The sequence below is a fragment of the Polaribacter sp. SA4-10 genome (genome assembly GCF_002163835.1).
Lineage (GTDB): Bacteria > Bacteroidota > Bacteroidia > Flavobacteriales > Flavobacteriaceae > Polaribacter.
The window spans coordinates 1,297,927-1,314,145 of record NZ_CP019331.1 but is presented as its reverse complement, the minus strand read 5'-3'; the positions used below and the strand labels follow the sequence as shown (position 1 = coordinate 1,314,145).

At 29.2% G+C, this 16,219-nt stretch carries 11 protein-coding genes; 4 read left to right on the top strand and 7 right to left on the bottom strand.

Going from position 1 to position 16,219, the window contains the following annotated elements; all coding sequences use genetic code 11:
• Positions 1-87: 87 nt before the first annotated feature.
• From BTO04_RS05775 to BTO04_RS05745, 7 genes are all read right to left on the bottom strand, one after another.
• Positions 88-1,530: a hypothetical protein gene (locus tag BTO04_RS05775; protein ID WP_087563599.1), complete on the bottom strand. Its 1,443-nt coding sequence runs from the start codon at positions 1,528-1,530 to the stop codon at positions 88-90.
• A gap of 12 nt (positions 1,531-1,542) precedes the next feature.
• Positions 1,543-3,141 (bottom strand): SLC13 family permease, encoded by a 1,599-nt coding sequence (locus tag BTO04_RS05770; RefSeq protein ID WP_087563598.1) that lies wholly within the window; start codon positions 3,139-3,141, stop codon positions 1,543-1,545.
• A gap of 58 nt (positions 3,142-3,199) precedes the next feature.
• The gene (locus BTO04_RS05765) at positions 3,200-3,676 is read right to left on the bottom strand and encodes a CYTH domain-containing protein (protein WP_087563597.1); all 477 of its coding nucleotides are present in this window, start codon (positions 3,674-3,676) and stop codon (positions 3,200-3,202) included.
• Between the two features lie 6 nt (positions 3,677-3,682).
• On the bottom strand, positions 3,683-4,324 hold the full coding sequence (locus BTO04_RS05760; protein ID WP_087563596.1) for a hypothetical protein: 642 nt from the start codon (positions 4,322-4,324) through the stop codon (positions 3,683-3,685).
• Between the two features lie 2 nt (positions 4,325-4,326).
• Positions 4,327-5,910, bottom strand: a complete 1,584-nt coding sequence (locus BTO04_RS05755; RefSeq protein ID WP_087563595.1) for a lamin tail domain-containing protein — start codon at positions 5,908-5,910, stop codon at positions 4,327-4,329.
• 21 nt (positions 5,911-5,931) lie between these two features.
• Positions 5,932-7,302 carry an OprO/OprP family phosphate-selective porin gene (locus BTO04_RS05750; protein WP_087563594.1) on the bottom strand — a complete coding sequence of 457 codons (1,371 nt, stop codon included), beginning with the start codon at positions 7,300-7,302 and terminating at the stop codon, positions 5,932-5,934.
• Between the two features lie 140 nt (positions 7,303-7,442).
• On the bottom strand, positions 7,443-7,883 hold the full coding sequence (locus BTO04_RS05745) for an Hsp20/alpha crystallin family protein (RefSeq protein WP_087563593.1): 441 nt from the start codon (positions 7,881-7,883) through the stop codon (positions 7,443-7,445).
• A gap of 364 nt (positions 7,884-8,247) precedes the next feature.
• On the opposite strand from BTO04_RS05745, the gene BTO04_RS05740 reads away from it, so the two are divergent.
• The 4 genes from BTO04_RS05740 (at position 8,248) to BTO04_RS05725 (ending at position 16,146) form a co-directional block, all read left to right on the top strand.
• Positions 8,248-8,721: an Hsp20/alpha crystallin family protein gene (locus tag BTO04_RS05740; RefSeq protein ID WP_087563592.1), complete on the top strand. Its 474-nt coding sequence runs from the start codon at positions 8,248-8,250 to the stop codon at positions 8,719-8,721.
• 125 nt (positions 8,722-8,846) lie between these two features.
• Complete coding sequence (locus BTO04_RS05735; protein WP_087563591.1) at positions 8,847-11,501, top strand: cation-transporting P-type ATPase; 2,655 nt, start codon at positions 8,847-8,849, stop codon at positions 11,499-11,501.
• 534 nt (positions 11,502-12,035) lie between these two features.
• Complete coding sequence (locus BTO04_RS05730; RefSeq protein ID WP_087563590.1) at positions 12,036-13,109, top strand: response regulator; 1,074 nt, start codon at positions 12,036-12,038, stop codon at positions 13,107-13,109.
• 2,827 nt (positions 13,110-15,936) lie between these two features.
• Positions 15,937-16,146: a dodecin family protein gene (locus BTO04_RS05725; protein ID WP_087563589.1), complete on the top strand. Its 210-nt coding sequence runs from the start codon at positions 15,937-15,939 to the stop codon at positions 16,144-16,146.
• Positions 16,147-16,219: the final 73 nt, after the last annotated feature.

The following is a 16,219-nucleotide window of genomic DNA, read 5'->3' as shown; positions in this document are numbered from 1 at the left end:
GAGGTCACCTTTTGTATGATTTTATCAAGTTAAATATTTATAATATGCTTAAAATCAAGGAACTTTATTTTTGTGTTAAATGCTATTTTAAAGTACTTTTTCAATACGTTTTATTCCATTTCTGCTCATAATAATTCGGTAGCGGTTAAATTCAATACCCACTTCTGTATACTGTTTTTGAATAATATTTATGGGGTATACCTTGTCTGCAACTTTGGTATATAGTTCTCCTTTTTTCACTAAAATATAATCCTTTTCAGGATCATCCATGTACTGTATAAATCGATGAAAATTAAATCGTGTAATATCTGTTAACCCCAAAATATCTTCATCTGGCAAGTCTTTACCAAATTTAGTAGGATATAAAATTACTTTCTTTTTATACTGAATGATTTGTTCTCGCAATGTTCTTGTGTTTATAATTCTATCTTTAAAGCGATAATTTCTAATGGTAGGTTCTAGTTTTTTAAAAGGAACAAAAACAAAACTTTCTTTAAAAAGTCCAATTTTCTTATTCATTGAATCTGTAATATTTATTTTATAATCATAAAGAAAAGTACTGGATTTGCTTACAAACAACAGACTTATAAAACCTTTTATTCTATCCTTTAGCATATAACTTACAACCAAAGCAATAAAAAAAGGTGTAGTTAAACTCCCATAATATTTTTGAAAATAGAACGCCACTCCTGTTGAAAATATCATGGCAAGACCAGCGGAAATAGCTAACAAGGTTTGCTCAAAAACAGCACCATCTTTACGAATATCCTGATTTAAGAAAAACACACTATCTATATACTTTTTTAATTGATTTCTTTTGTATAATAAGTCTTCTGGGGGAATAGATTTATTTTTGGGAGAATCATAGTCTACATTTTTTTTATACTTTTGTTCCTCATCTATTATTTTTATAATTGTATCTAGTTTTTCTTTAGAAACGTTCTTTTGTAAATGATTATATAACCGCATTAGTTGTAATTCAACAACATTACTTATATGCTCATCAGCATACAAAATAAATTTCTTGTCGTCAGGTTTTAAAGAAGAAGAAGAAATTTTAAGGACCAACAATCTATATTGAGAAAGTATCGTTGGTATTGTAATTAAAAACGGCTCAATCTCATTATAAATTAAGTTTTTAGTATTGATAAACTCATCTACTTGATCGCTTAGTAAGGCACTAAAAGTTGAAGCAAACATTTTTACCCGTTCTTCATATAAAGACCTGTTTCTTTTAGAAGGATCTTTAATAAAAGTCTCCGTATTTTTATGCAACTTTTTTAATAAAGAGTTCTCTACACTATCAATTTCGTTTAAAGAATGGTATGGAGTATCATATTTAATAAACAATCTTACATCATTATAAAATTTTGTACTTGGATATGTTTTATTATTAATATTTAAACTGTCAGGAAAAAATAAGTAGGTTATGGTTGTATATTCTGATTTTTTTCTTTCAAAAATTTTATCATAAGTAACATCGATAACTACTGAAAATTTATCATGTATTTTAATAGTACTTTTAATCATAATATTTATGAATTAGAACAACCCATTAGGTGTAATTTCCAACCATTTATAATAGGTCATTGCCATTAATATAGAAGTTATCCAAGCGATGCACTGCATGGAAAAACCAAATTTAAAAGCGTCAGACATACTATAATGATTGGTAGAGTAGAGTAACAACCCTGGTTTACTGTTAAAAGGCAATACATACACATGCTCAATTAAAAGTGCCATTGGTAATGCCAGACTAATAATTTCAAAATTAAAACGAGTTGCAATTCCTATAGCAATAGGAATAAAAATCATTGTTCGCATGGTTTTAGATTGCATCAACAATGAACTAAATATCATTACACCGGTTAATACAATATATAAGACCCAAAAAGGTGTGTTAGTACTAAACCCTAAGGCATCAAAAAATGCGTTTACAGAAATTGAAGGTAAATCTGTTACATTAAATCCAGCACCCAAAGTGTAAGCGCCTGCCGAGAACAATAATAAGTGCCATGGTATATCAACATCATTCCATTTTATAATTCCTATTCTAGGTAATAACGCAACAATTGCACCTACAAAAGCGACTGCAGTTGGGCTAATTCCGTGCCATCTATCTGTTATCCAGAACCCTAAGATTAAACTAAAAATAATAATAGATTTTACTTCAATGAAAGAAAATTCACCCATACTTTCCAATTCCTTTTTTAAACTTTCCATACCTCCAGTTATACTTGGTAACCGTTCTTCTTTAGGAATAGGAAAGATAATTTTTGTGCCTATAATCCAACCAATTAGCATTAAACCTAAGGCTACAGGAAAAGAGGCTAGCATCCATTGTGAAAAAAATATATCAGTTCCAATTGCTCCAGCAATTAAAGAAGCTGCTAATAAATTAGCACCAGAACCTGTTAAGAATGAAGAAGCGCCCATATTTATTTGAAATAAATTTTGAATAATTAAATTCCTTCCAAAATTGTTTCGATCTCCTTTTGAAGCACCATAAACAGCAGCAACAACCATCATAATAGGTAATAAAATAGCTGCTTTTGCAGTTGTTGCAGAGATAAATAGCGATAAAATGATATTTATAACCATAAAACTCAGCATAACTGAAGAAGCATTTTTACCAAACTTAAGAATAAACCATAAGGCAAAACGTTTGGCAATACCAGTTGCTACCAACATACTGGCTAAAATAAATGACATTATATTTAGCCACATCACCTTATGACCTAATTGTGCGTAGGCAACCTCTTCTGGCAATACTTTTGTTAATACCAGCGTAATAATTAATATTAGTGAGGTTAAGTAATTGGGTATGGCTTCAGTAATCCATAAGATAAGTGATGCTACAAAAATGGCCAACATGGCTTTATTGGAATGAATAAATTGCTGAAGACCAATAGCATCAAAATTTGCTTTTCCGCTTTTACTTAAAGTGGCTGTATTTATATGTTCTAAAAACGGAATATCAATAAAAAATAATAGGAGTATAAAAGATAAAATAGCCAATGGTCCTCCAATTTTTACTAAAAATTTCTCAAATTTTGATTTTTCTTTTATAGGAAGTTTTTCCATGCGGTAATTTCGCATGTCTAGAACATCAAATTCTTTTTTCTGCTTAATCGCTTCCATTTAAGTGTTTTTGAACCTCAGTGTTGTTTTTAATCACAATTAAAAAAGATAATTTTATTTATTCCCAGTTTTTAAATGGATGTTTCATTAACATTGAATTATAGTATTTTACTTCTCCTGTTACTTCCTTGCCCAACCAATCTGGTTTTTCAAAACTTTCATCTTCAGACGTTAACTCCAATTCTGCAATCACCAGACCTTTATTTTCACCATAAAACTCATCTACTTCAAAACGATGATTACCTAATTGTACATTAAAACGAGTTTTATCAATGATTCCTGGTTCGCATATTTTTAGCAACTCTTTTGCATCCTCTAATGGGATTTCTTTTTCCCATTCAAAACGAGATGCACCTAATTTATTACTGATTCCTTTTACAGTAATAAAAGCTTGGTTATCTCTTATTCGTATGCGAACGGTTCTTTCAGGAACTGAAGACAAATAACCTTGGGTTATTCTCATTGCTTTTATAGACTCTTTTTTAAATGCATTATTTTTTATTAAAAATTTCCTTTCAATTTCTCTGTTTTTCATGATGTATTAATTTGCAAGTGGCTTATTAATCCAGCCAATTACTCTTTTAATTGCTTGTAAATAATTGATATTTTCAACACCAATTAAACCAACATCTGATATTGTTTTTTTAATAGCTTCTATCGCTGTTGATTCAGAATTTATAGTAACAACTTTGGCTCCATTAATAAGTACATTCGCTATTTCACAAATGGTGTTATTTACCATATAACCAAAACGTTGTTTATGAATTTGAACACCTTGTAGCTCTTTATGCGCATCAATCAGTTCCAAAAATTCTTCCAAAGTATAAGCATCTTGATATAATATTGGTGCTTTTACTTGAAAAGCAGGAAAAATATCAGTTACCAAAACCGATTTAGAAATAGGGAATTCCTCCTTCATTAAAGGATTCCATTGTTCTAAACCATTAACCGTTTTTACATAGGTTTTTATATCCATTTTACCATCTCGTATTTTGGTGTTATTGAGATTATTTGTTTTAGATAGGATGTATATTTCGCTTGATTCTCGTTCCCATACTTTTTTAGGAACAGGAACTGATAAACGAGCCATCAATTTTGCTTGTTTGTCAAAATTCTGTCCAAAGGACCTAAACTCAAAACGTGGCTTTGATATTTCTCCAATTGTCATTGCTTGTTCTACCATTACTATTGAACATTATATACATTCCAAAGTGAAGGATCTGCTTTAAAAGCATCAGATTCATCTGTTGTTCCTCCTCCTGGAGTATCATCTAAATACATAGTGCCATCATTTGAATAATAATATTCTGCTGTTGCTGTAGCAATTCTTACATAGAAAGAAACTTTTGCACCCGTTTCACTTAAAGATAAAAGATCACCATCTGTAACTACATCTTTTAAATTAATAGTAACTCTCGTTTGTGTAAACGAGGCATCATCTTCACCTGAAATTTTATTTGCTTTTAAATAAAATGGTGAGTCTCCTACAGAAAAATAAATACGAGCTTCTAGAATAGTTTCTGAACTTGAATAAGCTAAAACGATATTAATATCAGTATCAGGTACTGGGTTTGTTGGGAATAGAACACTTGTTAAAGGTCCTGTAGAAGCGTTAATTGTTGTATTAACAACGTCATCGTAGTTGATTGCTTCAACCGTATAACTTGGCCAGGTTGTACCTAAATCATGATTAAAATCTCCACCATTTTCAAGAGGATAATAGGTTTGAGTACCCTCAATATATTCAACTCTTAGGTAATATCTAATTATATCATCTGTATTTTGAGCAGGAATAACACCTACAAAAGTATCATTGTTTTTAGATAAAACTACTTTCGTTTTATCATCATTAACGTCGTCTTGTAACTCACCTGGTAATAAATAATACAATCTAATTTCATCTACTTGTTCTGGGTAAAAAGGATAGGCTGTAAAAGTTACTTCCCCCCTAAATCCAGCGCTTTCACCTACTATTTCTAATTTATCAATACCACCTAAAACTGTAAAAGTAGCTGGCGTATTATTACCATTTTCAGGATAATAGGTTGTTAAACCTGTATTGTCTGTTGCTACGATATAATATTGTATAATATCACCTACATTAGTTTTGGGTACAGAAGTTTTAAACGCTCCTTCAACTAAAGCCATATCAATAGACTGCACTCCTTCATTTATCATAAACACTAATTTAACAGCAGCTAGTCCTTCAGCATCAGAAACATTCACAGCATAAAGGTTATCAAATTCAGTTAACGGTTCTGCGGTAATTACAGGTGCTAAATTTACATTGCTATTTGCCATCCCTTTTGATGGGCTTTGTACAACCCAAGTATTACCACCATCTACTTCTCGTCCATAAGTTAACCCAACTTGTGAAGCCATATCTGGTGTTGTTATTTCATCAATAATTTCTCCAGCAACATTTCTTAGGGTGATTTTTTCTCCACCTGAAGAAATTTTGAAATTGGTTGCAACATTTGCCACATTTGAATCATCACAATTAAAGGTAACAAATTCACCAGCTGCAATAGAAAGGTTATCAATAGTCCATTCCTGACTTGTGTCTGATAATGTATAACCTGATATGTTAATGCTTGCACTACCACCATTATATAACTCTAGCCAATCTGGGTCGCCAGTTGACATAATTTCGTTCAGTTTAACAGCTTCAGAAACTACGGGTCCAGAAGTGTCTTCTATTGCCTCATCATCTACGCAACTCGTTAGTATAACTAAAGTTATTACTAATAAATATTTTAAATTTTTCATTTTAATCTTGTTTTAAAATTTTTAAAAATCAATTTCTAATCTCATAGTTACCATACTAAAGTCATCACCTGCATTGCCATTTTTTTCTACAACATCTAAAGGATCTTTAGTTAAATCACCATTAATATCGTGGCCAACGTATAATTTACCTTTTCCATTAGCATATCTATCATTATTAGTATATACAAAGTTGACCATGAATTTTACATTTGGGTTAAAGTGATAATTTAAACCAACTGTATACCCTTCAGCAGCACCTCCATAAATCTCAGCATCAAAATCATTGGCATCAACAAAATCGTATCTAAAAGCAAGTTCTAAGTCACCATATTCTTTACCTCTCGTAATTCTAGTGAATTCCCCTTCAGCTTTGTTATAGTTGTATGTACCTCCAAAAAGTAAATACCCAACTTGAGCATAAAAACCATTTAGATTAACTGTGGATAAATCATCTATTCTATTCACATTTGCTATTTTATACTCGCTTTGAAACAGAAGCCCTTTATAAGACCCAGCCAGTTCAAAATCAAACATGTTTGTATTATCAACATTCAAAATATCATCAGTATCTATGTATTTTTTTCTATTGATTGAAGTATACGAACGTGTACTATATCTAAATGAATTTGGCACTTCAGCAGTGGTTTGTGGAGTTCGATAGGTGGCTGCAAAACCTAAATGCAGTACTTTTTTATTATCAATAATAGGTCTATAAACAACTCTACCCGTATATGCATATCCTTCATCTAAACCATAATCTTTATTAGCATCTTTAGAAAAAGTAACTTCTTCTAAGTCACCAACTGTATTAAAATGAACACCTCCAGATACTACATATTTTTCTGCCCAATGGTTTACTTGGATTCCTAAATGACGTGATGGGTCTAATTTGGAGGCTAAAGAACGTTCTATAAAATTTACATATCGAGAAGTTGTGTTGGTTTCCAACCCAAAGCTTTCTCTAAAATGACCCGCTTTAATATTTAAATCACCAGAATCAAAGGTGTATTTAATATAGGCATCTTTTAATTCTACAGCTGAACCTGAAAAATCTAGATCTAACTCAGCATACCAATTATTCCACATAATGGCTTTAATAGCAAATCTAGCTCTACGAATTGTGGCGCCATTACCTATTAAATTTAATGTGTTATCTGAAAAGAATCCACCATCAAATTGAACTCTATTATCAAACCAAAATGAATAACTTTTATCATCTGATGTAAACTTTAAAAAGCCATCTTGAGCTTCACCATTTAAACTTAAGGAACTAACAATTTTTTGACCATACTGATTAATAGGAATAGAATCATTTTTTTTAATCTCCTGAGCAAATGTGCCAATATTATAAAGGAACAATGCTACTAGTACTGCATAATATTTATTTTTCATGTTTTCATTTTTTATTTTTTTTAATAAATCAATCCTATTATTTTTTAATTCTTTTAAAAGTGTAATTTTTAGAATTATATAAGTTTTGATCCATAAATAACTGAGGAAACCTTTCGGTTTCCTCAGTTTAGAAAAGAATTTTAAGAAATTTCTACCATTTTAGGTGCTACTTTTTTAACTTCCTCTTTTTTAGAAAGACTGAATTTTAGTATTCCGTTTTTGTAAGAAGCCTTTACTTTATCATCTTCAATAGTATCAGGTAAAAGCAATGATTTTTCAAAAGAGTTATAGCTAAACTCTTTACAAGTATAGTTTTCTTCCTTTTCTTCTTTAGCACTTGATTTTTTCGCAGAAATATTAAGATATCCGTTATCAATATTAACTTCAAAATCTTTTTTAGAATACCCTGGAGCCGATAACTCAACTTGAAAATCGTCATCTGTTTCTTTGATATTTAAAGCAGGTTCTTCTAATGTATTTAGAAATAAAGGGCTCTCAAAAAAATCGTCTCCATTAAAAAAATCAGATGCAATAATACTAGAGAAAGGTCTTTTTTTGTGTTTAAAACTTATTAACGCCATAGTTTTATGATTTTAAATTAGACAATCTATCAGAAGTAAATTTATTACTGAATAACCGTTTTAGAAATGATCTAGGTCAGTTGGAAGATTCTTTATTAGTGTTTATTATTAATAATTTAAAAAGAGCTCCAGCTGTTGCTCTAGTTTTACTTAATACTTATAAATTACTGAAAAGAACCATTAGAGTGTCTTTCATAATACAAGAACTATGTTCTATTTTTATGTCTAGTTTTCACTAAAATATAAATAATATTTTGAAATTATTTTTTATAAAATTCACCACATTGACATAGGTCATTTCATAGATTACTTTATGGTAATAGATTCGTAAAATATAAATTGTTTAATCCTAAAATATAAAATTATGTCACTAGTAAAATTCAAAAACAGAAGAAGACCATTTGGAGGTCTAAGCACAAAAGATTTATTTGATACCGATGAATTTGTAGGTAATCGATTATGGAATAATGGTCAGTCATTATTAGAGAATTTTTGGAATGGAAAGTCAGATGAACCCGCTTTAAATATTAAAGAGGAAGAGGGTAAATTTGAAATAGAGCTTGCAGCTCCAGGATTTTCAAAAAAAGATTTTGAAGTAACAGTAGATAACGGATATCTTAATATTTCTGCAGAAAAGTCAGATTCTAAGAAGGAAGAAGAAGATAATTACACAAGAAAAGAATTTAGCTATAATTCATTTTCGAGATCGCTACTATTACCAGAAAATGTTGAGGAGGAAGAAATTAAAGCGAGTTACCATGACGGTATTCTTAGCTTTGATATTGTAAAAAAAGAAGAAACTAAAAAGGAAGAACCAAAAAAAATAAAAATAGCTTAGTGCAATTAGCTGCTAATAAAGTTTTTTAGTTTTTCAAACTTAATCACCCTTTAATCTAAGTAATAAAACTATTATTTAGATTAAAGGGTGATTTTTATTAATCACCTTTTTTATACGTTACAAAGATGATACTTAATTACTTCTCAATTTCTTTTCAGAATGTAGCTAAAAAGCTTGACACAAATATCAATAAAGGTATCAGCTCAAAAGAAGCTTTAAAACGCCTACTTTATTACAAACAAAATGAAATTTTAAAAAAGGAGAAGCAAAGTAAATGGAAAATTTTAGTCAATCAATTTATTGATCCAATTATATATATTCTAACTATTGCTACCCTAATTGCATTTCTATTTCAAAATTGGCTAGAAGGATTTGCAATACTTATTGTTATTATTATTACAACAGCTATTGGTTTTTTTATGGAGTTGCAAGCGAGACAATCGCTAGAAGCACTTAGAAAAATGAGTTTAAGTCATTTATTATCTCAAGTAATAAGAGATGGAAATATTTTAGAAGTGAAAACTACAATGTTGGTTCCTGGAGATATCATTATTCTTAAAAGAGGTGATGTTGTACCTGCAGATGCACGCTTAATTTCCGTAGAAAATTTAATGATAAAAGAGGCTTCATTAACAGGAGAAAGCATTCCTGTAGAAAAAAAAACAAATGAGTTGAGGTCTATAAACACTCCCATAGTTTCGCAAAATAACATGATTTTTAAAGGAACTACTGTTTTTTCTGGTAGCGGAAAAGCCATTGTAGTAGCAACAGGAATGAATACCCAATTAGGTAAAATTCAAGAAATGGCTATTAATGCTAAAGAAGAACATACGCCTCTTGAAAAAAAATTAAATAGATTGAGTGGGCGTCTTATTTGGCTAACGTTCTTTTTTACCATATTTATTGTGATTTCTGGTATTATTAGAGGAAATGATATTTTGTTAATGTTTCAAACAGGAATTGCTTTAGCAGTAGCAACAATACCTGAAGGTTTACCAATTGTAGCTACTATTGCTCTTGCTCACGGAATGCTCCGACTATCAAAAAAAAAGGTCATTATAAAAAAATTAGAAGATGTAGAAACTTTAGGAGCTACTAATATTATTTGCACAGATAAAACAGGAACACTTACGGAAGACGAAATGAAAGTACAAACAATTGTACTAGGAACACAATTGATAGAAAACACACATTCTCATGAAACTCATTTTCTACAAAAATTGAAACAAAGAAAAGATTTTGATGCACTAGTATTAACAGGCATACTTTGTAATGATGTGCAATTATCAATACAAGAAAGATATGGAGACACTATAGATTTGTCTTTATTGGATTTTGCAGAACAAAATAGATTCGATTTAAAATCAATCAGAAATAACAATCCTGAAATTTTTAAAATACCATTTAACACCAAGAGTAAGATGATGATAACCGCGCATTCTAATATTGATGGTTATTGTATATATATGAAAGGAGCTTTTGAAAATGTTGTTACCAAATGCAATATGATTTTAAAAAATGGGCAATCTAAACTTTTTGATACCAAAGAAGAATGGAGTGATAAAGTGAATGATTTGGCCTCAAAAGGTTTTAGAACATTAGCTTTTGCTTATAAAAAAACAATATCAAAACCAGAAAAGGAAGATTTATTAGAACATCTTACGTTTATAGGTGTTATCGGTTTTATTGATCCTGCAAGAAAAGATGTAAAACCAATAATTGAAAGTTATAAAAAAGCTGGAATAAAGGTAATAATGGTAACTGGTGATCATCCTGGGACTGCAAAGAAAATTGCTACAGATATAGGACTACTAATTGATAACAGGTTTGAAGAGAACGTTTTTTTGGGGAATGCCTTTCAAAATATTGAAACACTTTCTAAAAATGAAAAAGAACAATTTCTTAATGCTTCTGTCTTTGCAAGAGTAACTCCTGAGCAAAAAATTGCCATTATAACGTTCTTTCAAAAAAACAACAATATTGTAGGAATGATAGGAGATGGTATTAATGACATTCCAGCATTAAAGAAAGCAGATGTAGGAATTGCTATGGGAATTAGAGGCACTGATGCTGCAAGAGAAGCAGCAGACATTATACTGTTAGATGATAAATTTATAGCAACTGAATTGGCGATTAAACAAGGAAGAGTTATTTTTCAGAATATTCGTCAGTTTGTAGTATATCTTTTGTCGAGTAATTTTGCAGAAATACTTTCTGTGGGTGTCGCTGCAATTCTAAACTTACCATCTCCATTATTACCCTTACAAATTCTATTTTTAAATGTTATAACAGATATTTTTCCAGCATTAGCTTTAGGATTAGGAAAAGGAGAGAAGGATATAATGCAATTACCGCCAAAAAACGCTAAAGAACCAATAATGACAAAACAACATTGGCGAACAACAATAATTTATGGTATAAGTATAAGTATAGCAGTACTGGGTATTACTGTATATTCTTTTTTTGTATTAAAGCTCTCTACAAATCAAATAAATAATATGGGTTTTTATACACTTATTTCTGCTCAACTACTTAATGTTTTTAATATGCCTGCACGTCATTTATCCTTTTTTAAAAATGAAGTTACTACCAATATTTGGGTTTGGGTAGCAATTGTTTTATGTGTGTTTTTAACATACCTGGCATATATTACACCTGTTATTTCTAAAGCGCTCTCGTTGATACCTTTATCGTCCAATCAATTTTTAACAATCCTAATATTTTCTGTCAGTTCTTTAGTTTTAGTACAAATTATTAAACGTTTTGGTGGTACACTTTGAGTTTGAAATTATTTGATTTTTTAAGCTATAATTCTAGGTAATTTTTCCAGATTTTATCTCTTTTATTTTTTAATAATTTAAGAACAACTTGTTTTTGTGTTTTGACAAATTCGCATTGTTCTGAAATATGATTTTGTTCCATCACTAAATTAGCGATGAGGTAGCACACAGTAAATTCTGTACCTTAATTTAGATTGACGTAAGTTTTTTATAAACCATCATAGCAGCTACCAATTCCTTATACGATACATAAAAAAATCATCAATTAAAAAATATTTATTATAGATTATGATAGTTATCATATTGTTTTTTAATACATAAGCGTAATTTTAAAGCTCTAATGTATTTTGTGTTATAAATGAAAAATAAAACCTGGTATACCCTTTGTTTTAACTTTTTTAATAAAAATATTCAAAAATTAGAAGAGTAAGTTTAAGGTGAGAATTATATATAGAAACTAATGCAAAGTCTATTTGTTTATGGAAAATTATATTTTAAGAAATATATTTATTACAAATTAATATATAAATTACGATGGAAAAAGTATTAATAATTGAAGATAATGAAGATGTTAGGGAGAATATTGCTGAGATACTCGAATTAGCAAATTATAATGTTGCAACAGCTCAAAATGGTAAAGTTGGTATTAAGATAGCAAACAAAGTTAAACCAGACTTGATTATTTGTGATATTATGATGCCAGATATAGATGGATATGGAGTGTTAGAGGCTTTAAGTAGTTCAAAAAAAACGGCAAGTGTTCCCTTTATATTTTTAACAGCCAAAACAGAAAAGTCAGATATACGAAAAGGTATGAATTTGGGAGCAGATGATTATTTAACCAAACCATTTGAAGAAAAAGACTTACTTAAGGCAATAGAATCTCGTTTAAAAAAACATGATTTTTTAAAAAAAGAGTTTTCAAAAAATGTTAAAGGTCTAAATGATTTTATAGATGAAGCATCAGAGTACATAAGTTTTGAGAGTTTAACTCAAGATTTAAGTATTTATAATTATATAAAAAAGGAAAGTATTTATATGGAAGGTTCAGCAGCTCATAATTTATACTTTATTCAAAGTGGTGCCATAAAAACTTTTCTAACAACAGATTCTGGGAAAGAATTTGTAACAGGTCTTTATGGTCCTGGAGATTTTATTGGCCAATTATCCTTATTAAGCGATAAAGGTGTTTATGTTGATTCTGCAGTGGTTTTGAAGAATGCAGAAATTTGTGAAATACCAAAGACAGATTTTATAAAACTACTTTATGAGAACAAGGTTGTTTCGAGTAAATTTATAAATATGATTTCTAATAATTTAATAGATGTTCAAGAGAAATTAAAAAACATGGCATATGCACCCGTAAGACAGAGGGCTGCTAAAACGTTATTAAAATTGCTTGATAATGGGCTTTTAATTGATAAAGAAAGTGCTGGTATAAATATTTCTAGAGAAGATTTTGCAGGAATTATTGGTACAGCTACAGAGACTGCTATTAGAATGTTAACACAGTTTAAGCAAGAGGGATTAATAACCATTAATTCTAGTAGAAAAATAATTTTGAAAGACAAAGAAAGTTTAGAGTATTTAGCAAATTTTATTGATTAAACTAATTTGATATTGAATACTTTTACTTCAGAAATATTATTATTCGTTTATACCTAGACGGATAATAATATCGCTTTTACAAAGTGAAATTGAATAACTATTTTTTAAATTTTATAGAAATTAAAACCTTATTAAAAAAGAAACGGGAAGCTTAGCTTCCCGTTTCCTATGTTGAGGTTAATTTATTTTAAATCATTAATTCAATGTGTTTAAACACGCTATTGCTAGAATATAAAACAAAAGAATTTTTGACTAAAAATTAAGTCAATCCCTTCATAGTGATCTTACTCGCTATACAGCAAAAAAAGATCAATATTTTAATTATTTTTTAAAAGAAAACCAGAACACTAAAGTGTTCTAGTTTTCTAAAAGGCATTTTATTACTTTAGAACCACTTACAGCTTTTAGGCACACACTTATTACTAAGTCAACACAAAAAAACAAGGTTTAAAAAGAAGTCAGACACCTTTAAGATTTTGGGGTATTACTACATCAAAATCTATACTTTTATATTTTTAAAAGAACGTTTCCTGTTAATTATACAGCTAAGATATAGCCGTATTTTAATTTAGAAAATGATCTAGATCAGTTGCGTGATTTTTTTTAATAAATTATCAAATTAAAATTAGAAACGGGAAGCTTAGCTTCCCGTTTCCTATGTTGAGATTAATTTTATTTTAAATCATTAATTCAATGTGTTTAAACACGCTATTGCTAGAATATAAAACAAAAGAATTTTTGACTAAAAATTAAGTCAATCCCTTCACAACGATCTTACCCGCTTTACAGCAAATAGAGACCAGTACTTTAATTGTTTTTTTTTAAGAAAACCAGAACACCAAAATGTTCTGGTTTTCTAAAAGGCATTGTATTACTTTAGGACCACTTACAGCTTTTAGGTACACACTTATTACTAAGTCAATACAAAAAAACAAGGTATAAAAAGAAGTCAGACACCTTTAAGATTTTGGGGTATTACTACATCAAAATCTATACTTATATGTTTTTCAAAGAACGTTTCCTATTAATTATACAGCTAAGATATAGCCGTATTTTAATTTAGAAAATGATCTAGATCAGTTGCGTGATTTTTTTTAATAAATTATCAAATTAAAATTAGAAACGGGAAGCTTAGCTTCCCGTTTCCTATGTTGAGATTAATTTATTTTAAATCATTAATTCAATGTGTTTAAACACGCTATTGCTAGAATATAAAACAAAAGAATTTTTGACTAAAAATTAAGTCAATCCCTTCACAACGATCTTACCCGCTTTACAGCAAATAGAGACCAGTACTTTAATTGTTTTTTTTTAAGAAAACCAGAACACCAAAATGTTCTGGTTTTCTAAAAGGTATTTTATTACTTTAGGACCACTTACAGCTTTTAGGTACACACTTATTACTAAGTCAACACAAAAAAACAAGGTTTAAAAAGAAGTCAGACACCTTTAAGATTTTGGGGTATTACTACATCAAAATCTATACTTATATGTTTTTCAAAGAACGTTTCCTATTAATTATACAGCTAAGATATAGCCGTATTTTAATTTAGAAAATGATCTAGATCAGTTGCGTGATTTTTTTTAATAAATTATCAAATTAAAATTAGAAACGGGAAGCTTAGCTTCCCGTTTCCTATGTTGAGATTAATTTATTTTAAATCATTAATTCAATGTGTTTAAACACGCTATTTCTAGAATATAAAACAAAAGAATTTTTGACTAAAAATTAAGTCAATCCCTTCACAACGATCTTACTCGCTTTACAGCAAATAGAGACCAGTACTTTAATTATTTTAAAAGAAAACCAGAACACCAAAATGTTCTGGTTTTCTAAAAGGTATTTTATTACTTTAGGACCACTTACAGCTTTTAGGTACACACTTATTACTAAGTCAATACAAAAAAAACAAGGTTTAAAAAGAAGTCAGACACCTTTAAGATTTTGGGGTATTACTACATCAAAATCTATACTTATATCTTTTTCAAAGAACGTTTCCTACTAATTATACAGCTAAGATATTGCCGTATTTTAATTTAGAAAATGATCTAGATCAGTTGCGTGATTTTTTTTAATAAATTATCAAATTAAAATTAGAAACGGGAAGCTTAGCCTCCCGTTTCCTATGTTGAGATTAATTTATTTTAAACCATGAATTCAATGTGTTTAAACACGCTATTGCTAGAATATAAAACAAATGAATTTTTGACGAAAAATTAAGTCAATCCCTTCATAACGATCTTACTCACTTTACAGCAAAAAAAGATCAATATTTTAATTATTTTTTAAATAAAAACCAGAACACCAAAATGTTCTGGTTTTCTAAAAGGCATTGTATTACTTTAGGACCACTTACAGCTTTTAGGTACATACTTATTACTAAGTCAACACAAAAAAAACAAGGTTTAAAAAGAAGTCAGACACCTTTAAGATTTTGGGGTATTACTACATCAAAATCTATACTTATATGTTTTTCAAAGAACGTTTCCTATTAATTATACAGCTAAGATATACCCGTATTTTAATTTAGAAAATGATCTAGATCAGTTGCGTGATTTTTTTTAATAAATTATAAAATTAAAATTAGAAACGGGAAGCTAAACTTCCAGTTTGAAGGCAAAACAATTAAGGTTATTCACCTCGCTTCTAATCTATCTATTTTATTTTTAAACAATAAAAGCATAAATTATTTAACTGACCTAGGTCAGTTAAATGGTTTTCTATGAATTATAATAGTATAAAGAAGAGGTAGTGACCAAGGTCATTTCTTAAGATTGTATTAACCGTTAACTTTAATACTTTATTAACAATATAAAATTAAATATCATGTCAGTATTAAAGGTAATTGAAGTCTTAGGAAACTCTACCGTGAGTTTTGAAGATGCAGTACAAAATGTTATTAACGAAGCATCAAAAACGGTAAAAAATATAAAGTCGGTATATGTTAAAGATATGCAAGTGACTGTAAATAATAATAAAATAGCAGAATATAGAGTAACTACAAAAGTATGTTTTGGTATTATGGATTCTCATTGAGTTACGTTTTTTTAGTTAGCTTCTAAGGTCAGTTTTAAGATAAGATACTTCTTATTAATATTAAAAGATAATT